General features: G+C 38.2%; 20 protein-coding genes. 14 read left to right on the forward strand and 6 right to left on the reverse strand.

Annotation, left to right across the window (positions count from 1 at the left end):
* Nucleotides 1-14 precede the first annotated feature (14 nt).
* Nucleotides 15-830 carry an SDR family oxidoreductase gene (locus L0668_RS04265; RefSeq protein ID WP_235310840.1) on the reverse strand — a complete coding sequence of 272 codons (816 nt, stop codon included), beginning with the start codon at nt 828-830 and terminating at the stop codon, nt 15-17.
* 35 nt (nt 831-865) lie between these two features.
* Nucleotides 866-1648 (reverse strand): YggN family protein, encoded by a 783-nt coding sequence (locus tag L0668_RS04270; RefSeq protein WP_235310841.1) that lies wholly within the window; start codon nt 1646-1648, stop codon nt 866-868.
* 275 nt (nt 1649-1923) lie between these two features.
* Between L0668_RS04270 and L0668_RS04275 the strand changes: the two genes are divergently transcribed.
* On the forward strand, nt 1924-2121 hold the full coding sequence (locus L0668_RS04275) for a hypothetical protein (RefSeq protein WP_235310842.1): 198 nt from the start codon (nt 1924-1926) through the stop codon (nt 2119-2121).
* 54 nt (nt 2122-2175) lie between these two features.
* On the opposite strand, the gene L0668_RS04280 is transcribed toward L0668_RS04275, so the two are convergent.
* From L0668_RS04280 to yihG (L0668_RS04290), 3 genes are read right to left on the reverse strand one after another with little or no spacing between them, the layout of a single operon-like run.
* On the reverse strand, nt 2176-3417 hold the full coding sequence (locus L0668_RS04280; protein ID WP_235310843.1) for a mechanosensitive ion channel family protein: 1242 nt from the start codon (nt 3415-3417) through the stop codon (nt 2176-2178).
* Nucleotides 3418-4314 (reverse strand): 1-acylglycerol-3-phosphate O-acyltransferase, YihG family, encoded by an 897-nt coding sequence (gene yihG, locus L0668_RS04285; protein WP_235310844.1) that lies wholly within the window; start codon nt 4312-4314, stop codon nt 3418-3420.
* Nucleotides 4307-5221, reverse strand: a complete 915-nt coding sequence (gene yihG, locus L0668_RS04290) for a 1-acylglycerol-3-phosphate O-acyltransferase, YihG family (RefSeq protein WP_235310845.1) — start codon at nt 5219-5221, stop codon at nt 4307-4309. The genes yihG (L0668_RS04285) and yihG (L0668_RS04290) overlap by 8 nt, the downstream gene beginning before the upstream one ends.
* 242 nt (nt 5222-5463) lie before the next feature.
* On the opposite strand from yihG (L0668_RS04290), the gene L0668_RS04295 reads away from it, so the two are divergent.
* The gene (locus tag L0668_RS04295) at nt 5464-8355 is read left to right on the forward strand and encodes a M16 family metallopeptidase (protein ID WP_235310846.1); all 2892 of its coding nucleotides are present in this window, start codon (nt 5464-5466) and stop codon (nt 8353-8355) included.
* 97 nt (nt 8356-8452) lie between these two features.
* On the opposite strand, the gene L0668_RS04300 is transcribed toward L0668_RS04295, so the two are convergent.
* Nucleotides 8453-9649, reverse strand: a complete 1197-nt coding sequence (locus tag L0668_RS04300; RefSeq protein ID WP_235310847.1) for an aldo/keto reductase — start codon at nt 9647-9649, stop codon at nt 8453-8455.
* Between the two features lie 355 nt (nt 9650-10004).
* On the opposite strand from L0668_RS04300, the gene dusA reads away from it, so the two are divergent.
* From dusA to L0668_RS04360, 12 genes are all read left to right on the forward strand, one after another.
* Nucleotides 10005-11033: a tRNA dihydrouridine(20/20a) synthase DusA gene (gene dusA, locus L0668_RS04305; protein ID WP_235310848.1), complete on the forward strand. Its 1029-nt coding sequence runs from the start codon at nt 10005-10007 to the stop codon at nt 11031-11033.
* Nucleotides 11034-11624: 591 nt separating this feature from the next.
* On the forward strand, nt 11625-11906 hold the full coding sequence (locus L0668_RS04310) for a hypothetical protein (protein WP_235310849.1): 282 nt from the start codon (nt 11625-11627) through the stop codon (nt 11904-11906).
* An 11-nt stretch (nt 11907-11917) separates the two neighbouring features.
* Nucleotides 11918-12070, forward strand: a complete 153-nt coding sequence (locus L0668_RS04315) for a hypothetical protein (protein ID WP_235310850.1) — start codon at nt 11918-11920, stop codon at nt 12068-12070.
* Between the two features lie 431 nt (nt 12071-12501).
* Entirely contained in the window at nt 12502-13161 is a 660-nt protein-coding gene (pspA, locus tag L0668_RS04320) for a phage shock protein PspA (protein ID WP_235310851.1), read from the forward strand.
* Between the two features lie 87 nt (nt 13162-13248).
* Nucleotides 13249-13449 carry a PspC domain-containing protein gene (locus tag L0668_RS04325; protein ID WP_235310852.1) on the forward strand — a complete coding sequence of 67 codons (201 nt, stop codon included), beginning with the start codon at nt 13249-13251 and terminating at the stop codon, nt 13447-13449.
* A gap of 48 nt (nt 13450-13497) precedes the next feature.
* Nucleotides 13498-13830, forward strand: coding sequence for a hypothetical protein (locus L0668_RS04330; RefSeq protein WP_235310853.1), 333 nt, complete (start codon nt 13498-13500; stop codon nt 13828-13830).
* 107 nt (nt 13831-13937) lie between these two features.
* Nucleotides 13938-14387, forward strand: a complete 450-nt coding sequence (locus L0668_RS04335) for a copper chaperone PCu(A)C (protein WP_235310854.1) — start codon at nt 13938-13940, stop codon at nt 14385-14387.
* 9 nt (nt 14388-14396) lie between these two features.
* Nucleotides 14397-15389 carry a DUF2333 family protein gene (locus L0668_RS04340; protein WP_235310855.1) on the forward strand — a complete coding sequence of 331 codons (993 nt, stop codon included), beginning with the start codon at nt 14397-14399 and terminating at the stop codon, nt 15387-15389.
* A gap of 3 nt (nt 15390-15392) precedes the next feature.
* Nucleotides 15393-16151 carry a TIGR04219 family outer membrane beta-barrel protein gene (locus L0668_RS04345; protein ID WP_235310856.1) on the forward strand — a complete coding sequence of 253 codons (759 nt, stop codon included), beginning with the start codon at nt 15393-15395 and terminating at the stop codon, nt 16149-16151.
* 98 nt (nt 16152-16249) lie between these two features.
* Entirely contained in the window at nt 16250-18070 is a 1821-nt protein-coding gene (locus L0668_RS04350; protein ID WP_235310857.1) for an assimilatory sulfite reductase (NADPH) flavoprotein subunit, read from the forward strand.
* Nucleotides 18070-19797, forward strand: a complete 1728-nt coding sequence (gene cysI, locus L0668_RS04355) for an assimilatory sulfite reductase (NADPH) hemoprotein subunit (protein WP_235310858.1) — start codon at nt 18070-18072, stop codon at nt 19795-19797. Before L0668_RS04350 ends, cysI begins: the two co-directional genes overlap by 1 nt.
* Nucleotides 19775-20521 carry a phosphoadenylyl-sulfate reductase gene (locus L0668_RS04360; RefSeq protein ID WP_235310859.1) on the forward strand — a complete coding sequence of 249 codons (747 nt, stop codon included), beginning with the start codon at nt 19775-19777 and terminating at the stop codon, nt 20519-20521. The genes cysI and L0668_RS04360 overlap by 23 nt, the downstream gene beginning before the upstream one ends.
* Nucleotides 20522-20787: the final 266 nt, after the last annotated feature.

The following is a 20787-nucleotide window of genomic DNA, read 5'->3' on the forward strand; positions in this document are numbered from 1 at the left end:
TTAGCCAAGCTAGTTTAGAGCATATCGTAGGGGCTTGGGTATTTCAGCTCAAGCCCTAAACGTTTTAAGCTGCCTGATGCGTCTATTCGTTTACCTGTGCTGCAATCTGGATCTTGTTCTAAAAATTCAGGGAATGATAAACCTAGTTCCTTAGCGGCCCAAGTGTAATAGTCTTTTCGAGTGGGGTGTTCTGCCGAACTTAAGACCAAACTTTGTCCCCATATATTGTTATTTACTATTTTATCGATAGCTAAAACAACATCATCTTGGTGGATCAAATTTACCACTTGGTTGGCATTGGCTAAATGCTTTTTACCTGCTAAAAATTTAGCTGGGTGCCTATTGTTTCCTACCAGTCCTGATAGCCTCAATACAGTTGCATTAGAGTCAAAGTAACGGTTAACTAATTGTTCAATTTGTAGATTGATTGTAGCTGATTGGGTCACTGGGTTTGGCTGGCTTTTGGCTGTCACTATGCGACTTTCATCTCCATAAACTGATGAGGTACTGATAAACAATATGTGTCGAATGTTACTGTGTTTGGCATGTTTAACTACTGATTCAATATTAGATGTAAAATCGGCAGAGGCCGCTGACTTACGCCCTACCGGAATATTCAGAAATAACAAATCACAGGCAAATATCGGCTCTAATTTGGTTTGATTTAACGCTTCACCTAATTCAAATTCAATGGCTGTTATTTTGTGTGTTTTGAGATCGTCCACACCTAGTTTAGAACGGCGAGTGGCCACCACTTGGTGACCACCTTCTTGTAAATGTTTAGCCACGGGCAAGCCTAACCAGCCGCATCCCATAATTGTTATTTTCATTGTGAATTAGTTTTTAATAAACCTTGTTACTACTTTTACATAGCATAACGTTGGCTGTCGAGCTGTAAAATATCTAATTGATTAAGTTGTTGAATACTGGTTTGAAGTTTTGCTTCTGTCACATCGACTCGCTTTAATGCATGACACAGATCGTCTGCTTTATGTTCAATGATTTTGGCTTGTAGTTCCATTTTCTGTTCAAGCTGTTTGCCGAAGCGATCCATTTTTTTCTCAAACGAATTCATATCACCATTACTAAACAATATTTGAGTGCCAAGGGCTATCATTACACTACCTAGAGATTCAGTAATCACTTCCTCAATGACTTGTTCAAATTCTTGACCCCACTGATCAGCAAAAACATCATCACTATTAAATGTGCGGGAATGAATGCGCAGCGAACCATCATCTGCATAAAAGCTTTGTTTTACTTGAATATCTAATTCTCTTAATTTAACCGACAACTTGTCAAAAGCGCGGCTATCTGCACCTAGTAACTCGGTAAAAACTTCATTGACTGCGCTATTGGCCAGCTTTAAGGCATCACCAGCGATATCCGCAGCTTGAGGAATGGCATAATAAATACCCTCATAATAATCTTGGATTAATGTCTGCTGGTGCGTGTTTAGCGATACAGATTTTCCATCTACCATTAAGTTGTAATTGCCATCTATTTCAATTTGGATTTTGTCTTTCATCATCACACTGATGACTTTGTCTTCAACTTGAAAATCGCCTTTAAGGTTAATATCACAATGATTGTCTGTGGCTAATGCTGAACCACTAACCAATAAACCTGCTAAAACCAAAGCACGCATAACTCTCTCCTAATACGCTTGTTTTTAAATTTGTTTAGTTGAAGCAGAGCAAGCTCTAGGCCAAGGATGAATATTCAATAAAAACAATTAGTTATTGTTTTTTTAGTTAAGGGAAAGTGAGTTGAATTACTACTTTTAGTGAAATTGACCAGATTATTAAGGTTTGAACCAATAGTCTCGAGAAAATATTAAGTAATAAAAACCTATTGTGTTATGCCGCTTTTTCTAATTTTGGTGCATAATAGTGGAAGTTAGTAATTTTGAGGAAATTATTTATGAGTAACTGGTACGAACCTATTTTATTTACCTTGGCTTTGATTACATTTGTTATGGGTCTAAGCAGTATTATTATGAGCTTGTTCCCGCAACCTGCAGGCACTAACCCATTGCAAACAAAAATTGAATACGGATTTTTTGGCGTATCTGGATTAGTGTTATTTGTGGTATTTGTTTACGCACTTTGTACCGCGTAATTGGTCTTAATTTAATTAAGCCAAATAAAATCAACTTAAGCTCGCCTAATAAAATTAATGCCTATCACTGACTCTTTGATAGGCTCTTAATTTAAACACAGGCAACATAGCTAAGAAGTGATCAAATATATCTCCCTGTATTGCCTCGAAATTCACCCAATTTTTATCTGCACTAAAACAATACACCTCTAGTGGCACACCTAGTTCTGTTGCTGGCAATTGACGAACCATTAAGGTCATATCTTTATTAATTTTTGGATGGGATTGAATATAAGCCTGCATATAAGCTCTTAAAGTGCCTATATTGGTTAAACGGCGACTATTCACTAAGTCTTGGGTATCTATATCTTGTTCTTTATGGAAAGCCTGTAATTCATCTAACTTGGATTGAATATACGCTTTGATATAACGAATTTTGGAGAACTCTTCGAGCATATCTTGATCACAAAATTTAATGCTTTGTAGATCAATTTTTATTGAGCGTTTAATTCTACGGCCACCTGACTCAGACATGCCACGCCAGTTTTTCACTGACTCTGTAATTAAGGCATAAGTAGGAATGGTGGAAATCGTCTTGTCCCAATTTTGCACTTTTACTGTGGTTAAACCCACCTGCAATACATCACCATCAGCACCATATTTAGGCATTTCAATCCAGTCTCCTGTATTTACCATACGATTAGCGGCAATTTGGATGCCTGCCACAAAACCTAAAATCGTATCTCGAAATAATAACAACAAAATAGCTGTGACAGCACCCAAGCCTGATAACAATAGCAGGGGAGATTTATCAAGCAGATTAGAAATCACCAATAAGCCAGCAATGATAATAATGAAAAGTTTACCCACTTGTATAAAGCCAGTAATGGGCGCTTTTTTGGCTAAATTTGATGCATTGTAGGTATCTTCAATAGTGTTAAGTAATGCACTACTAGTGATAACTGTGACAAATAAAACATACACCACAGCGGATTTTTGCAAAAACGCTAATAAAGACTGATTTTCAATTAATATTGGGCTAAGTAAATAGATGACTAAAGCAGGAAATAAGTGACCGCTGCGTTTAAAAAAGCCGTGTTTGTGTAATTCATCATCAAATTTATTTTTACTCTTTGTGATGAATGACGCCATACGGCCATTAAAAATAAGCCCTGATAGTTTTAAACTGATCCAAGCAAAAATAAAAATAACACCTAAAGATATTAATTGAAATGTTAAACTTTGTGTGGGAATTTCTAGCCCAACTAGGTTTAATCCGCTGACTAATTGCTGATGAATAAAGTTTGATTCTTGCACTTAATTTTTCTCTTTAATGTCTGTGATTAATTGATCTTTTTCAGACCAAACCTGGTTCAGCCAAAGTTGAAAGTTTTGTTTAAACTCTGGATCATTAAAATAGTCACCAATTACTTGTTGGCTAATGGGTTTGACTTTGATCCGAATGCTCACTTTTTTTAATTTCCCCGCTAACATAGAGAGCGCGGGACTGCCCTGAGCATTGGGATACACTATGGTAATATCCAGAATATTGGTAAATAGCTCACCCATAGCAGCTAAGGTGAATGCTATACCACCAGCTTTTGGGGGAAGTAAATTTACATATTTACTAGCTCTTTGTTTATGTTTTTCTGGTGTATATCTATTACCTTCCACAAAATTTATGACACTAGTTGGAGATTGACGAAATTTTTCACAAGATTTTTTGGTGGTTTCAATATCTTTACCTTTAAGGTGAGGATTTCTCTCAATAAATTGACGACTATATCTTTGCATAAAAGGCATGTCTAAGGCCCAAGCGCCAAGGCCTACAAAGGGCAGCCAGATTAATTCTTTTTTGAGGAAAAATTTAGGAGCTGGTATTTTCCCAGCAGTTAGTCCTATCAATAAGTTGATATCTAACCAACTTAAATGATTGGATATAATTAAATACCAGTTGGTTTGGCTAAGTTTGCCGTCAATTTGATAATCAAGTTCAACTGAATTGAAACATTTTATAAGCCGTACACTGCCAATACCAAATGCATGAGTAAAACAATTGAGCAGCTGATTAATCAGTTTAGTAATAACAGCAATAGGGAGGATTAGTTTAAGTATGCCTAAAACAATTATTAGGCTTGACCATAAAACTAAGTTTATTAGTTGTAATGCCAAATGGATTGGAAAAATCACAACCCAAGGTATAAAACTAAGCATCTGGATTCTGCGTTGCAGAAAGTACTTGTATATCTTTATCTTTTTCTAACCAAAGCTCGGTTAACCAGCGTTGAAACTTAACTCTTTGAGTGGGGTTTTCGAAGTAGTCAGAGCCAAAAGCGTCACTTTTTAATAACTCATCCACTGATTGTACTTTTACTTGCACTTGAACTCTGCGAACTTTACCGCTTACAAAATCCCAATATGAAGGGGTGCCATCGGGGTAATGTATGGTGACGTCAAGTAATTTGTGTAGTTGTTCGCCCATAGCACCCAACACAAAGGCGATACCGCCAGCTTTGGGTTTAAGTAAATGTTGAAATTGCCCCGACTGTCTTTTGTGTTTTTCGTCGGTTAGTCGAGTGCCTTCAACAAAATTCATTATACTGACAGGCTTGTGTTTGAATTTTTCGCAGGCTTTGCGGGTGTTCTCTAAGTCTTTACCTTTTAAATCCGGGCGTTTGGCCAATAAGGCTTTGCTGTATCTGTGCATGAATGGGAAATCTAGGGCCCACCAAGCTAAACCTAAAAAAGGCACCCAGATAAGTTCTTTTTTTAAAAAGAATTTTAAGAAGGGAATTTTTCGATTAAATACTCTTTGTAAAACTAATATATCCACCCAAGATCTGTGATTAGAAATCACTAAATACCAGTCTTTAGTGCTCACCCCTTCTAATCCTGTTATTTCAATTTTAGTGCGACTAAAAAGGTTCTGATTCAAGGTATTTACACTGATCCACATAGTTGCGCAGCCGTCCAATAAATACGACATAAATGTTTGCCAAATCGGGATAGGCAACAACTTTAAGAATGAAAAGACTAATATGGGGATCAGCCACAAAATCGTATTAAGAAAATAGATTAATGTCGAAATGGCACCAAAAATTACTGAAAAAACTGCAAACATAATAACAACAACTCCAAAGACTAGGGCTGATGGCCTTCGGGGGACAAATTTTATTGAAGGTCAACAGACCACGGGATTCTAAACTATCGGTAATCTAGTGCAAAGTGAAGTGTTATAACAAACTAACAAATGTCGCAAATATTTACATTTAAGCCTAAGTAAATAGTGATTAGCACTTTAACTGTTTCAATTTGTGTATCATTATTTGTTATTCAGTTTTGATAGTAAGAGTAGTTTTCTATATGAATAAACCTGCAATATTATGTGTTGGCATTGTCTCATTAATGAGTTTAAGTGCCTGTAGTGTGAAAGACTCTGTTGTAGATTCTCATGTTTCTACCAAACAAACTTCCCCATCGTTATCTTTGCCCGCCGGCATAAAGAAAATTACTTCAGTCACTAAAAAAGATGAAGCATTGGTTATCCCTTTTAATAAATATGAACTAGATAATGGGTTAACGCTTATATTGCATCCTGATAATTCTGATCCGTTAGTGCATGTTGATATTACCTACCATGTTGGCTCTGGCAGAGAAGAGGTAGGTAAATCTGGTTTTGCCCACTTTTTTGAACACATGATGTTTCAAGGCTCAGAAAACGTAGCAGATGAACAACATTTTGCTTTGATCACAGAATCCGGTGGCACCTTGAATGGTTCAACGTCTACCGATAGAACTAATTATTACGAGACTGTACCGGCTAACCAATTAGAACGTATGTTGTGGTTAGAAGCCGACCGTATGGGTTTTTTCTTAGATGCTGTGACTCCAGAAAAATTTGAAAATCAAAGAGAAACCGTTAAAAACGAACGTGGACAAAATTACGATAATCGTCCTTACGGGTTACTTAGAGAGAGAGTGAATGAGGCCATGTACCCAGAAGGGCATCCTTATTCTTGGTTAACTATTGGTTATATCGAAGATTTAAACCGCGCCAATTTAAATGATTTAAAAAAGTTTTTTTTACGTTGGTACGGCCCTAACAATGCGACTTTAACCATAGGCGGTGACTTTGACGAGGCACAAACTTTGGCTTGGGTTAAAAAATACTTTGGCGGCATTCCAAGAGGGCCAGAAGTTGAAGATCCTGAATATACTCAAGTGACTTTGCCTGAAGACCGCTATATATCAATGGAAGATAATGTTTCAATGCCTTTGATGTATATGGCCTATCCAACGGTACATGTTAATCATCCAGATGAAGCGCCTTTAGACGTACTTATGTCTATTTTAGGCTCAGGTAAAACCTCCTTGCTATACAAAAATATGGTGAAAAATGGCAAAGCAGTTCAAGCGCAAGCAGGGCATGGTTGCAGCGAACTAAGTTGTACATTTACCTTATATGGCTTTTCTACTCCAGGTACCTCCTTAGCTGAACTAGAAAAAATTGCCCGTGATTCATTGTTAGAATTTGAAAGCCGAGGAGCCCAAGATGACGATATCGAGCGGGTTAAAGCAGGCATAGTGTCAGGCATGATATACGGCCTTGAAAGTGTTAGCGGTAAAGTAAGTAAGCTTGCCGCCTATCAAACCTTTCGAAATAACCCAAATGGTATTGGGCATGATGTTGCACGTTATGAAGGTGTGACGAAAGCAGATGTAATGCGGGTTTATAAAAAATATATAAAAGACCAACACTCTGTAGTCATGAGCATAGTGCCTAAAGGACAAGGCGATAAGATAATCAAACCAGATACATGGCAAAGATATGAGCGCAATATACCCGATAATGAAGATACGTCTGATTTAGTTCTACGTCCTGGAACCTCTGATTTTGATCGCTCGGTTATTCCTCCATCGGGTAAAAACCCCAGTATTAGTGTGCCGGAAATTTACCGAGCTCAAACTAAAAATGGTATCAAGCTGTTGGGTGCCATAAATAGTGAAGTACCTACCACTACTATACGTTTACGCATACCTGCGGGGCAAACTAGAGAAAGTGTTGCTAAATTGGGCTTAGCATCGTTAACCGCCGCTATGGTTGGCGAGCAAACCCGCCTATCTAGCGCCGAAGATTTATCTAATAAGTTACAAAAGCTCGGCTCTCAAGTTAGTTTTGCGGCCGGTGATAAATTCACTACTTTGAATATTCGAAGCTTAACTAAAAATTTAGATCAGACTTTAGCCATAGCGTTTGAAAAATTAACTCAGCCTAAATTTGATCAAGCAGATTTCACTCGCTTACAAAAACAACAAATTGAAGGTTTAAAAAACGCCAAGAAAAATGCCAGCACGACCGCCAGCAATACATTTAATCAATTGTTATTCGGAAACAATAATAGTTTTGCTTATGCTGATAATGGCAGTGTAGCAACAGTTGAAAAGCTTACATTAGAAGATGTAAAAACTTTTTATCAACAACATTATGGCCCACAAAAAGCTGAGTTAATTGTGGTAAGTAACTTAAATAACAAACAAGTTAACGCAGCTATATCAGGGTTGGAATTATGGCAAGGTAACACAAGTAGCATGCCTGCAATCCAAGCCTTCCCTGAGTTAAGTGCGGGCACCTTGTATTTTATAGATAAGCCTGATGCAGCCCAATCAGAAATTCGTATTGGTAAACGTGCTCTTAACTATGACGCCACTGGTGAATATTACCGAGCAGATTTAATGAACTACAACCTAGGCGGTGCATTCAACAGCCGTATCAACCTAAACCTTCGCGAAGATAAAGGATATACCTACGGTGCCTGGTCGTTATTTAGAGGTAATGAATTTCAGGGGACTTATAAAGCGCAGGCCGGTGTGAGAGCAGATACCACCGCTGATTCCATCGTACAATTTAGAAATGAAATATCAGCTTATGCTGAAAAAGGCATGACTGACCAAGAACTACAATTTGTGAAAAATGCTATCGGCCAAAGAGACGCTCGTAATTTTGAAACACCCAGACAGAAGTTAAACTTTTTAGCTGAAATCATGACTTATAATTTAGATAAAAGTTTCAAAGAGCAACAAAATGCCATTTTAGCTCAAATCACAAAAGACGAGCTTAATGCCTTAGCGACTAAACATTTAAAATTGGATGAAATGATTACTGTGGTAGTGGGAGATAAAGCAAAAGTATTCGATAGTCTTAAACCATTGTTTAAAAACATCGTTGAATTAGATCCTGAAGGAAATCCTCTATAAAGTTGGTCGAATAGTCCCAAAGATTTAAAGCCAGTGCACAACATGCACTGGTTTTTTAGTGTCTATATGGTAATTATTTACTGGAATTAGTATTAACTTAAACTGTCAGTGTTTCTGCTTTTTTGCCCATGATTTTAATGTTGTCTGCAAACATCTCTACGGTTTCCATTTGAGCGACACAGCAGGATAAGTTTGCGTTTTGTAAGGCCCATAAGTAGGATTTAGCAAATTTAGATAAGCTCGGATCTGGGAGCGTAGTGTTGAGTTTTTTTAACCTCCAACTGTCTTCATTCTTCCATTCTGGTTGGTCTTCCATCCATAAGAGTCTTGCTACTTTCATGGCCACCATACCTAGTCCAGCTTCTTTAGCTTTATATATCAGATTTTCTAGCGCCGCATGATTTGCAATATTGTAAGCAAACATAGTCGCGTCATAATACCCAACCTCAATGGCTTTGGATAAATTACCTGCCACATCATTATGAAATGAAACTGCGGAAGCGCGAATTAACCCTTTTTGTTTAAACTCAGAGAATAACTCTTTAAGCACTTCATCATCCATCATTTCGGGCATAGCAATGCCATGTGGGCAGTGTAAAACGTCTACATAATCCGTTTTCAGGCGTTTTAATCCACTTTCTAATAACCCATAAGTGTGTTTTTTAATCTTAGACTTCCATTCTGATTTGAAACCATATTCTTGCTTAAGCACATGGTAATAATAGGCTTCAAAGACCTGCTTACTTTGCCCATCCCAAAAGTCCATGTGGTAACCAGGTTTTAATACACCTCGGTATTCAATCATTTGATCCGCTTTTTTTCTTAATGCGTCTTTTTTGCCTTGTGGCAGACCTTTGTCAATATCCCTAAGAACGCTATGTAAATAACCACCATAATGACTTAATTTGGTCGACAAAAATATTTTTTCACGAATACCTTTTTGGGCTATGTAGTTACCTAAGTTTGATTCGACTTGCCCTTGAGTGTAGGCAGCTGCGGTATCTAAGTAATTGACTCCTCGTTCAATTCCATAGTCCAGCACTGGGTAAAAAGATTCGTTTTTATAAGGATAGGTACCCACTACTAACTCGGATACCATCATTCCAGTTTTGCCTAACATGCGGTAGTGAGCGCCCGACTGTTTATTTCGCCACTCTGGTTGAATAGCAGGTATAGGCGATTTTTTATTCTGCGGTTCTGATGCAGAAAGTAATCCGGGGGATAGAGCTAAGCCAACCGAAGCTGCAGCAGTCTTTTTAAAAAAGTCTCTTCGAGAATTGTCTTGGTTTGCCATGGCTTGATTCCTCATCTTTACAGCTGCAGTTATATTACGCTCAATCCTATTCTTTGAATACTGTTTATTGTAAATAATGTGTAATTTCGGGTTGATCATACAAGCTGTCAGAGGGTAGATTTTCATTTTGCCAAAGTATTGTTCTCATTGATCACCAAATCATTAAGAGATACTTTTAGTTGAGCCAAGATTTATATATAGCCTATAGCCAAAATATGTCCGAAATACTATAGATTAGAGGCTGTTTATCATTGGTGTATGTTGTCATTAAGGCTAATTTCATCCTGGTTGGTATTGAAATTTAAAATCAGCTAAAATGCGCGCCTTTTCTAATCAGCAAATATTAAGGCTACAGATGGCTTCACCAATTAATCGCACTATTTCTGTCGCGCCTATGCTCGATTGGACAGATAAACATTGTCGTTATTTTTTGCGACAAATATCCCAACATACTTTGTTATACACAGAAATGGTCACTACAGGTGCGATTATTTTTGGTAAAGGTGATTACCTTGCTTATAACGATGCCGAACATCCTGTTGCTTTACAGTTAGGTGGTTCTGATCCTACTGACATGGCTAGGTGTGCCGTAAAGGCGCAAGAGTATGGTTATGACGAAGTGAACATAAACGTTGGTTGTCCATCTGATCGGGTACAAAACGGTCGTTTTGGTGCGTGTTTAATGGCTGAGCCTGAAACCGTCGCTCAATGTATAAAAGCCATGCAGGCTGAAGTGGATATTCCGGTAACAGTGAAATCAAGAATTGGTATTGACGATATGGACGAATACCGGGACTTAACCAATTTTATTGATGTGGTGGCCGATGCTGGTTGTGAGATTTTTACCGTGCATGCCCGTAAGGCTTGGCTTAAAGGTTTAAGCCCCAAACAAAATCGTGATGTACCGCCTTTGATGTACGACAGGGTGTATCAGTTAAAGCAAGAATTTGCTGATCTACACATTAGCATCAATGGTGGGGTAAAAACCTTAGATGACACAGCAAATCACCTTCAACACTTAGATGGTGTAATGATTGGCCGCGAGGTTTACAGCAATCCATATATTTTAGCTGAAGTTGATCAGCGTTTTTATCAAGGTACTACATCCACTGCCACTAGGCCTGCAAAAACTCGCGTTGAAATCGTTCAAGCTATGTTGCCTTACATTGAACAACAAATTGAACTAGGTGCACGACCATGGCATGTAGCTAGGCATATGTTGGGGTTGTTTCAAGGTCAACCTGGTGGGCGTATTTGGCGCCGGTATCTAAGCCAGAATGGCACTAAGCGGGACGCAGGTATTGAACTATTAACTGATGCCTTGGATACGTTATTGGAAGCACAAGCTCAAGCAACAAAATTTCAATCTGAGATGTTGCCTTAAAAGGGCGGTATCTATAAATAATACCAATCCACCTTAATATGTGAGCGCTCAGAATGTATCCAGCGGATTTTGATTAAGGCGTCGCTGTGCAGTAATGGTTGTTCCCTTTCAAATAGCGAGAACCAGCTCTTTTTTAAAAAATAGGCGCAAAAGTCGCTGGGGCATTCCTATCAGGCGAGTTTTAAAAGGGTTTGCTCTGTGTTGCATGACCTCGAAAGAGAACTAGTTGTCTTCTAATAAAGAGCTATCAATCATGCGCCTTGATTAAACCCTTTTAAACTCTCGCTGAGTGACTACATATTAAGGTGGATTGGTATAAACTCCCTCATAATTACTGCTTAATTCCTAAGATCCTGCTTGGTATAAATTCTCATTGGTAAATTTGACCACAGGTTGGTTAAAAAAGCCACTTTGTTGGGTTTGTACTAAATGTAATATTTATATTTCTCAAAATGAAAGAATAAAAACCTAATAAAATCAACTGCATATAGGTTTTTTAAGAGTTGGCACAACTATAGCAATGGATACTGCGTATTAACAAATAACTGCCAAAATGGTTTGGCAGCACACACAAAACACAAGGAATATATTATGTTTGCTAAATCTAAAATCGCCGCCGTTGCTTTAACTTTTGGTCTTGTTGCCAGCACTAGCGCTCAAGCTGTGGATGTTTCATTAGAAACTTATGTGACCAAATTAGTTAATCAGGCTATGACAGTTGCTCAACAAGAATTGCAAAATAGCTTAACTGAATCAGTGGTTAATACGGCTCAGAAAGTGAATTTAACTGAAGGTAAAGTGGTTAAAACTCGGGTAACTATCACTGACATAAAACAGAATAAAGTTGAGGTAGCTAAAGTATCAGCTGAATAAGGAGGTGGTGTATGTTTTATCAATCATCTTTGTTAGTTTTATTACTTATGCCAGTCATGACCTATTTAGCCGGTGCCCTTGCTTTTAGTGCGTTTCAATCAATACGCAAAAAGCCAGCACCAGCTGGTTATGCAAATTCTATTCGTTATCGAAACGGTCTCTAATTGTTGTATTGACCGTTTTTTGTTTTATCTGTTGTTACATTCTCTTCTACACATCAAATTATTATCAAGCCTTTAACCGTTGGGTTTCTTACACCCTTTTTACTTCATGATTTCACTCAAACTTTTCTATTATTTTTTATGCTTCTAGCCATGATGCTATTTGTGAATTCTCTTTAAACTGCTTGGATTTGTTTCACTTATCCGTCTTCTTTGGCGCTTTTTATTAATATCCATATTTAGGTTAAATTCACCAATACAGTGGTTAATTTCACTAAGTGGTCAATTTGGTGGAAATCAAGGAAGTATAAAATAACCTTATAAAACAGTGTTTTAAGCTTGTTTTTGAAGTTGGCACACGACTTGTAATAGTTCTGGTAGTGCTGGAATAGCCCAGCAGTAAAACTCATTAATAATCTTTTGGAGGAATCAAAATGGGTATGTTTTCAAGAATGTCGGACATAGTACAAGCAAACATTAATGCGATTTTAGATAAGGCCGAAGATCCAGTTAAAGTGGTTAAGCTTCTAATTCAAGAAATGGAAGAAACTTTGGTTGAATTACGTTCAGTCGCCGCTTCTAACCTTGCTGAAAAACGTCATGTTGAACGTCAAGTTTCTAAGCTGCAGCAACAAGTTAAGGATTGGCAATCAAAAGCGACCTTAGCTATGGAGAAAGACAGGGAAGACCTAGCTAAAGCGGCACTAGTTGAAAAACACGCTTGCCAGCAAAAGTTAACTTCGCTTACTGAAGAAATGGCATTAGTCGATGAGTCATTATCTAAGTTGCAAGCCGATACAGGTAAACTTCAAGATAAGTTGGTTGAAGCAAGAGCTAAACAAAAATCGTTAATCATTAGAGAGCGTTCAGCGTCAGTACGTATGACAGCTAAAAATAAAACTCACTCAATAAAAATTGATGATGCCATTGTTAAGTTCGAGCAATACGAACGTCGAATTGATGATTTAGAAGCCCAAGTTGATGCCTATGACTTAGTTAATGAGTCCCAAGGTTTAGATGCTCAGTTCAAAGAACTAGAAAATGAAAGTTTAATTGAACAAGAGTTAGAAGCATTGCGTAAAAAAGTGGCTTAGATCCACTAGTTGCTAGTGGCATGAGCTTTAGTCACTAGCGACTCTTTTTTGTAATGATTATTGAATCGGATTTCTAAGGAGAATTCTATGAGACGTTATGTTGAAGTAAATAGATTATATAAAGATGCTACTCACCGTAAAATTTCCGGCGTATGTAGTGGTTTAGCCAGACATTGGGATGTACCAAGATTAGTAGTGCGAATTGCCGCTGTTGTATGTTTGATCGCGCTACCTGTGGTAACTGCCGTGGCTTATGTCACCGCGACTCTGTTATTACCCAATAGATAACTATGATTCATTTATCGAACCAAAGGATCTGAAACAAAGGAAAAACTCATGTTTAAGAATTTAATCTTGGCCATTTTGATAGCGATAGTACTGACTTCATGTTTTGGACACATAGCCACCCAATGGTTTGATTGGAGCATGTCTTTGGCTGATCAAGATATTGAGCCGCTAATTGCAATTTTGGCTGTAACAGGAGTAGTGGTTATGTTAGTTATTATTGGTTTTATTGTAGCCATTAGTATATTTGGTGCGGTACTTTTAGGTTTATTCGCTGCTGCCGTGGGATTGTTTATTGCAGGAATAAGTGTGTTCTGGCCTGCTATTTTATTTGCGTTAGTGGTTTATATGTTGGTTAAGGATAGAAAAGAGCCTGCTTATTAATATTGGTAATTAATTGACCAATTAGCGCAATATAATAGAGTGTTCTAGTAGTAAGTTTTTGAAATTTGCTGAATAATCACCTAAAGAATTTTATTGATTGAGTGATTATGTTCCGCATTGCAATATTAGTGTTAAGTTTATGCTGTAGTCTTTTATACGCTTCTGTATCTCAAGCTGAGTTGTTAGTGACCCAAGCGACTGTAAGGTTATTGCCTCCTGGCGTGCCTAATACCTCGGCATATTTTACCATTGAAAATACATCACAGCAGGCTGTATATTTAACTGGCGCAGAAGCTAATTTTGTCGATAAAGCAGAGATACATAATCACGTTCATGATAACGGAATGATGAAAATGCAACAACAAGCTGAGGTGAAAATCGAGGCGGGGAAAATTGTAAAATTTGCCCCGGGAGGATTGCACCTAATGTTATTTGGATTAAAACAAACATTAAGCGAAAATCAGCTGCTAGAATTGTCTATACACACAAAAAGTGGACAGAAAATTAGTTTCCAAGCTCATGTAAAGCCACCTATGGCTCACAAACATCATCATTAAGAGATTAAAATGAAACAGTATATTACGCCTAAATGGCTTATTGGTTACATTAGTATATTTATCGTATTTTTGTGGATATTGTCGTTTATTTGGAGTTTTGAGCCAGATACCTTTGAACCTTTTGCTGTAGCGAATCAGCAGGCAACTCAAAATCAAGAGCAGGTTGTAGCCGGTTACACTATTACCACGAGTTTAATTACCGTAGCCGAAACCTTATTGAATAAGTCTGGGGGGTATTTGTCGAATGATGTTTTACCACCGAGTGTGATGATGGATAATATGCCAAGTTGGGAGTTTGGTGCATTAGAAATGACTCGGGACTTAGCCCTAGCTATGCGTAAAGACTTTAGTCGCTCACAAAGTCAATCCTTAGAAAATCCATTTTTAACCAAAGCGCAACCTCAGTTTAATATCGATAGTTTAAGTTGGTTGTTACCTTCAGCAGAATCAAAATACCAAGAAGGCATTGATAACCTGATTGCCTATAGAAGTAGTCTGTCTAATCCTAGTCAGCAACAGGGGCAATTTTATGCCCGGGCTGATAATTTACGAGATTGGTTAAAACAAGTTGAAAAACGCATGGGGAGTTTATCTCAACGTTTAAGTACAAGTGTTGGCCAAGATCGTTTAGACACCAGTTTGGCTGGCGACGCCCAAGCCCATCAATCAACACCTAGCGCCAAGGTATTAAGTGATAAAACTAGCTGGTGGAAATTAGACGACAACTTTTATGAAGCAAGAGGAGCAAGTTGGGCCTTATTGCATTTCTTGAAAGGAGTGGAAGTTGATTTCTCCGACGTACTCGACAAGAAAAACGCTCAAGTTAGCCTACAACAAATTATACGTGAATTAGAAGCCACGCAGGAATCTTTGTGGAGCCCTATGGTCTTGAATGGCAGCGGCTTTGGTATGTTAGCTAATCACTCGTTAGTGATGGCAAACTATATTTCCCGTGCAAATGCTGCTCTAATCGAATTAAGTGAATTGTTAAATCAAGGATAAACAATGAAAAAAACAGCGATTACTTTAGGGATTATCACATTATGTGCCAGTTTCTCTAGCCAAGCAGATACCTTATTAGGTTTGTATGCCGGTGCACAAGGTTGGAATATGGAAGCTGATGGTGGTTTTTCAGAAGATGGCAATAACCAAACATTTGATTTTGACCAAAAAGCTAAGTCGAATATCTATGCCGCCTTCGAACATCCTATTCCGCTTATTCCCAATCTTAAAGTGCAAAAAACAGATATGGATACCCAAGGTGAAACGACGTTAAATAGTAACTACACCTTTGGTGGCAAGTTGTTTACTGCAAATTCAGACGCTACAGCTGATGTCATGCTTAGTAGTACTGACATTATTTTATATTATGAATTTTTTGATAATGACCTAATTAGTTTTGATTTTGGTATTAACGCCAAATACCTTGAAGGGGAGTTATTAGTCACGGACAAAGATGATCCTAGTTTAACTGGATTTGAAAAGTTTTCTGGTCCTGTACCTATGCTGTATTCAAAACTACAATTTGGCTTACCATTTACGGGTTTTGGTGTGTTTGCTGAAGGTAGTTTTTTGAGTATCGACGACCACTCATTAACAGATTATCAGGCTGCCATTACTTATAGTTTGATGGAAAATTTAGCTTTAGACGTGACATTTCAGTTGGGATATCGAGCCGTTAGCTTAGAGCTAGAAGATTTAGATAATATTTACTCCGATTTAGAATTTAAAGGAGCATTTGCTGGAATCGAAGTGCATTTTTAATTTCATCTGATTTGGTTATAAAAAAGTATCTTTTATTCTTTCCGGTTATGGACATAGAACGTTAATCTATAGTGGTATTAATAACGGTTAGCAATTCTATGTCTTCATCTACAAACCAAAACTTAGGGCTTACCGCTGGATTAAATGAATCTCAGTGGGCTCAAATAAATCAGGCTACTAGTGCCTTAAATTCACAACAACTTACTTGGTTAAGTGGTTACTTAGCTGGATTGGCGCAGTCTGCACAAGGCAGTCAAGCTGGTCAAATTACAGCTACACCTCAAGCCACTGCTTCGGCAAGTCAGTCATTAACTATTTTGTACGGCTCACAAACCGGTAATGCAAAATCAGTAGCTGAAGAATATAAAGCCAAGTTAGACGGCTTAAATATTCCAGCCAAGTTAGTCAATATGGCTGATTATAAAGCTAAGCAGATTAAAGCTGAAAGTCACGTGGTAATAGTGGTCAGTACTCATGGTGAAGGCGAAGCGCCAGACGATGCGGCTGAATTCCATAGTTTCTTAGGTGGTAAAAAAGCGCCTAAACTAGCTGACTTAAAGTTTTCAGTATTAGGTTTAGGTGACAGTAGTTATGAATTTTTCTGTCAAACAGCTAAAGATTTTGACGAGCGTTTAGAAAAGTTAGGTGCTACTCGAATTTTAGATCGTGTTGATTGCGATGTGGATTATGACTCTGATGCCTCTGCCTGGGCCGATAATGTTACCGCAAAAGTAGTAGAAACCTTGAGTACAGGTGTTGGTCAAGCTACTCCTGTTGCTGCGGCGGGTACTACTACAGGTAGCACTCACTATACTAAAAAAGCGCCTTTTACGGCATCATTAATTGAAAGCCAAAAAATTACTGGTCGTGATTCAGTTAAAGATATTCGCCATATTGAAATCTCGCTGGAAGATTCTGGTATCCAATATCGCCCTGGTGATGCATTAGGTGTGTGGTTTAAAAATGATGTGCAATTAGTTGATGAATTATTGGCTTCTTTGAAAATTTCCGCAGATACAACTGTTGAACTATCTGGCAAAAGTTACACTATTAAAGATGCACTAATTGAAAAGTTAGAATTAACCCAAAGTTACCCTACTTTTGCCAAAGCCTATGCTGAATTTGCCAAAAACGCTGAATTAACGGCTTTATTAGAAGATAAAGCAGCATTAAGAGAGTTTTTAGCGGTACGTCAAATTATTGATATTGTGCGCCAATATCCAGCCGAAATAACTGCTCAGCAATTTGTTGATGCTCTAAGAGGTTTAACACCTAGATTATATTCTATCGCTTCGAGTCAAGATGAAGTGGAAGACGAAGTGCACCTTACTGTTGCTTTGGTTGAATTTGAGGCCCATGGTGAATCTCACCAAGGTGGTGCGTCAAGCTTCTTATCCACTCGTTTGAATGAAGGCGGTGAAGTCAAAGTGTTCGTCGAACATAATGATAACTTCCGTTTACCGGAAGATGGTAACACTCCAGTAATTATGATTGGTCCGGGCACAGGTATTGCCCCTTTCCGTGCTTTTATGCAACAAAGAGAAGCTGACGAGTCAGAAGGTAAAAACTGGCTGTTTTTTGGTAATCCTAATTACACTCAAGATTTCTTATATCAAACAGAATGGCAACGTTTTGTTAAAGAAGGTGTCGTTGATAAAGTTACCTTAGCTTTCTCTCGTGACCAAGAGCAAAAAATCTATGTTCAACATCGTATGCTTGAACAAGGTGCTGAATTATATAAATGGCTAGAAGACGGTGCTCACCTTTATGTATGTGGCGATGCAAATCATATGGCAAAAGACGTACAAGATGCATTAGTTCAAATTGCTATTGAACATGGTGGCAAAACTGCAGAACAAGCCGAGCAATATATTAATGACTTGCGCCGGGCAAAACGTTATCAGAAGGATGTGTACTAATGAGCACTGACAACAAAAATTTTATCGTAGAAGGCAAATTAGCTGACAACGAACGTTTAAAAACCGAAAGTAATTTTTTACGTGGCACCATAGCTGAAGATTTAAAAGATGATTTAACCGGTGCATTTGTTGGTGATAATTTCCAACTAATCCGCTTTCACGGTATGTATCAACAAGATGATCGTGATATTCGTGCTGAGCGAGCTAAACAAAAGCTTGAGCCATTACAAAATGTAATGTTACGAGCTCGTTTACCAGGCGGAATTATTACTACCGACCAATGGTTAGCGATTGATAAGTTTGCTGAAGAAAAGTCTATTTATGGCAGTATTCGTTTAACTACCCGTCAAACTTTTCAGTTTCATGGTGTATTAAAACCTAACGTTAAGCCTATGCACCAAATGCTGAATTCGGTAGGCATGGACTCAATTGCCACAGCTGGTGACGTAAATAGAAACGTTTTGTGTACTTCGAACCCAGTTGAGTCAGAAGTGCATCAAGAAGCTTATGAGTGGGCGAAAAAGATCAGTGAACATTTACTGCCTAAAACTCGTGCCTATGCCGAAATCTGGTTAGATGAAAAGAAAGCAGAAAGTACTGAAGAGCCAATATTAGGTAGTACTTACTTACCCCGTAAGTTCAAAACTACCGTGGTTATTCCTCCACATAACGACATTGACGTGCATGCTAACGACTTAAACTTTGTGGCTATTGCGGAAAATGGCAAGTTAATTGGATTTAATGTTCTAGTGGGTGGTGGCTTGGCCATGACTCATGGTGATACAGCTACTTTCCCACGTAAAGCCGATGACTTTGGTTTTATTAGTTTAGAACATACCCTAGCTGTGGCAGCTGCGGTTGTGAGCACTCAACGTGACTGGGGTAATCGAGTTAACCGTAAGAATGCTAAAACTAAATATACCCTTGAACGAGTTGGTGTTGAAAACTTTAAAGCTGAAGTAGAAAAACGTTCTGGCGCTGTATTTGCTGACAGTAAACCTTATGAATTTACTAGCCGTGGTGACCGAATTGGATGGGTTGAAGGGATCGATGGTAAACATCACCTTACTTTGTTCATCGAAAACGGCCGAATTTTAGATTTTCCAGGTAAAACGCTTAAAACAGGTTGTGCTGAAATTGCAAGAATTCACCCCGGTGATATGCGTATGACGGCTAATCAGAATTTGATCATTGCTGGTGTACCTACAGAGCTTAAAGATAAAATTGAATCAATTGCTCGTGAACATGGTTTGATTGCCGATGACGTGAGCCCACAACGCATGGACTCTATGGCTTGTGTAGCCTTGCCTACTTGCCCATTAGCTATGGCTGAAGCAGAACGTTATTTGCCAAACGCAGTAACTGAGATAGAAGGTTTGTTGGCTAAACATAACTTGGCGAATGAAAGTATTATCTACCGTGTTACTGGTTGTCCAAATGGTTGTGGCCGTGCAATGTTGGCTGAAGTTGGATTGGTTGGTAAAGGACCTGGAAAGTACAATTTCCACTTAGGTGGTGATCGTCAAGGTCTGCGAATTCCTCGGATGTACAAAGAAAACATCAGTGAGCAGCAGATCATGCAAGAGTTAGATGTGTTAATTGGGCGTTGGGCTAAAGAGCGCAATACAGATGAAGCATTTGGCGACTTCTTGATCAGAGCTGAAGTGGTAAAACCGGTTGTTGATTCAGCCAAGGATTTTCACGATGAATCACAAGTTCCAGCTTAATCAAGCGCTAGGTCGAGAGTTTCCCTCGACCGCAGCGTTAAATGAGCTGAATCAAAATTTAGAGTCTCAAACTCCTGAGCAAAGAGTTGAGTGGGCATTACAAAACTTGCCAGCTAACTTTATGTTGTCGTCGAGTTTTGGCGCTCAAGCTGCGGTTATGCTGCATCTAGTGACTCAACAATATCCTGATATTCCAGTGGTATTGACTGATACAGGCTATTTGTTTGATGAAACTTATCAATTTATTGATGAATTAACTGATCGCCTAAAGCTTAATTTACAGGTTTATCGTTCTACCATTTCTCCTGCTTGGCAAGAAGCCAAAATGGGTAAAATGTGGGAACAAGGACTTGAAGGCATTGAAAAATATAATACTTTAAACAAAGTTGAACCAATGCAAGCTGCGCTTAAAGATTTAGACGTCAAAACTTGGTTTGCTGGTTTACGCCGCAGTCAATCAGATATGCGTGAAAATTTGCCTGTAGTGCAGCAGCTTAAAAATCAAATTAAGGTTTATCCAATCATTAATTGGTCCAATAGAGATGTGCATATGTATCTCAAAAAACACAATTTACCTTATCATCCTTTATGGGAGAAAGGTTATGTGTCTATTGGTGATTGGCATAGTACCCGATCATTAGAAGAAGGTATGAATGAACAAGACACGCGCTTTTCTGGCTTAAAAAGAGAGTGTGGCTTACACGAATTTGGAGACGGAATTTAACTTCTTATTCTGAGCGTATATCCAGTATACGCTCAGTTTACGTGTTGTTGTGGCAAGCTACCTTTTGAATTCACTCCCCAATTCTCCGGTTTTTATTACAAATGTTATTAAGTTTTGTGAGCTATCATTTACTCTAAATACCTTTAGTTAAATAATCGTGTGTTAAGCTCATTATTAGGTGTGACGCAGGTAATTAAACATGGTAATTTTAATTGACTTTACTGTTATTTAAAGTCACCTTTTTAAATTGCTAATATTAGGTTAAA

Origin of the sequence: Paraglaciecola algarum, from assembly GCF_021532655.1 — a bacterium.
Classification (GTDB): domain Bacteria; phylum Pseudomonadota; class Gammaproteobacteria; order Enterobacterales; family Alteromonadaceae; genus Paraglaciecola; species Paraglaciecola algarum.

Coding starts and splice junctions, on each gene's coding strand:
- L0668_RS04265 (WP_235310840.1), bottom strand. CDS start 830: ATGAAAATAACAATTATGGGATGCGGCTGGTTAGGCTTGCCCGTGGCT.
- L0668_RS04270 (WP_235310841.1), bottom strand. CDS start 1,648: ATGCGTGCTTTGGTTTTAGCAGGTTTATTGGTTAGTGGTTCAGCATTA.
- L0668_RS04275 (WP_235310842.1), top strand. CDS start 1,924: ATGAGTAACTGGTACGAACCTATTTTATTTACCTTGGCTTTGATTACA.
- yihG (WP_235310844.1), bottom strand. CDS start 4,314: ATGCTTAGTTTTATACCTTGGGTTGTGATTTTTCCAATCCATTTGGCA.
- yihG (WP_235310845.1), bottom strand. CDS start 5,221: ATGTTTGCAGTTTTTTCAGTAATTTTTGGTGCCATTTCGACATTAATC.
- L0668_RS04295 (WP_235310846.1), top strand. CDS start 5,464: ATGAATAAACCTGCAATATTATGTGTTGGCATTGTCTCATTAATGAGT.
- L0668_RS04300 (WP_235310847.1), bottom strand. CDS start 9,649: ATGGCAAACCAAGACAATTCTCGAAGAGACTTTTTTAAAAAGACTGCT.
- dusA (WP_235310848.1), top strand. CDS start 10,005: ATGGCTTCACCAATTAATCGCACTATTTCTGTCGCGCCTATGCTCGAT.
- L0668_RS04310 (WP_235310849.1), top strand. CDS start 11,625: ATGTTTGCTAAATCTAAAATCGCCGCCGTTGCTTTAACTTTTGGTCTT.
- L0668_RS04315 (WP_235310850.1), top strand. CDS start 11,918: ATGTTTTATCAATCATCTTTGTTAGTTTTATTACTTATGCCAGTCATG.
- pspA (WP_235310851.1), top strand. CDS start 12,502: ATGGGTATGTTTTCAAGAATGTCGGACATAGTACAAGCAAACATTAAT.
- L0668_RS04325 (WP_235310852.1), top strand. CDS start 13,249: ATGAGACGTTATGTTGAAGTAAATAGATTATATAAAGATGCTACTCAC.
- L0668_RS04330 (WP_235310853.1), top strand. CDS start 13,498: ATGTTTAAGAATTTAATCTTGGCCATTTTGATAGCGATAGTACTGACT.
- L0668_RS04335 (WP_235310854.1), top strand. CDS start 13,938: ATGTTCCGCATTGCAATATTAGTGTTAAGTTTATGCTGTAGTCTTTTA.
- L0668_RS04340 (WP_235310855.1), top strand. CDS start 14,397: ATGAAACAGTATATTACGCCTAAATGGCTTATTGGTTACATTAGTATA.
- L0668_RS04345 (WP_235310856.1), top strand. CDS start 15,393: ATGAAAAAAACAGCGATTACTTTAGGGATTATCACATTATGTGCCAGT.
- L0668_RS04350 (WP_235310857.1), top strand. CDS start 16,250: ATGTCTTCATCTACAAACCAAAACTTAGGGCTTACCGCTGGATTAAAT.
- cysI (WP_235310858.1), top strand. CDS start 18,070: ATGAGCACTGACAACAAAAATTTTATCGTAGAAGGCAAATTAGCTGAC.
- L0668_RS04360 (WP_235310859.1), top strand. CDS start 19,775: ATGAATCACAAGTTCCAGCTTAATCAAGCGCTAGGTCGAGAGTTTCCC.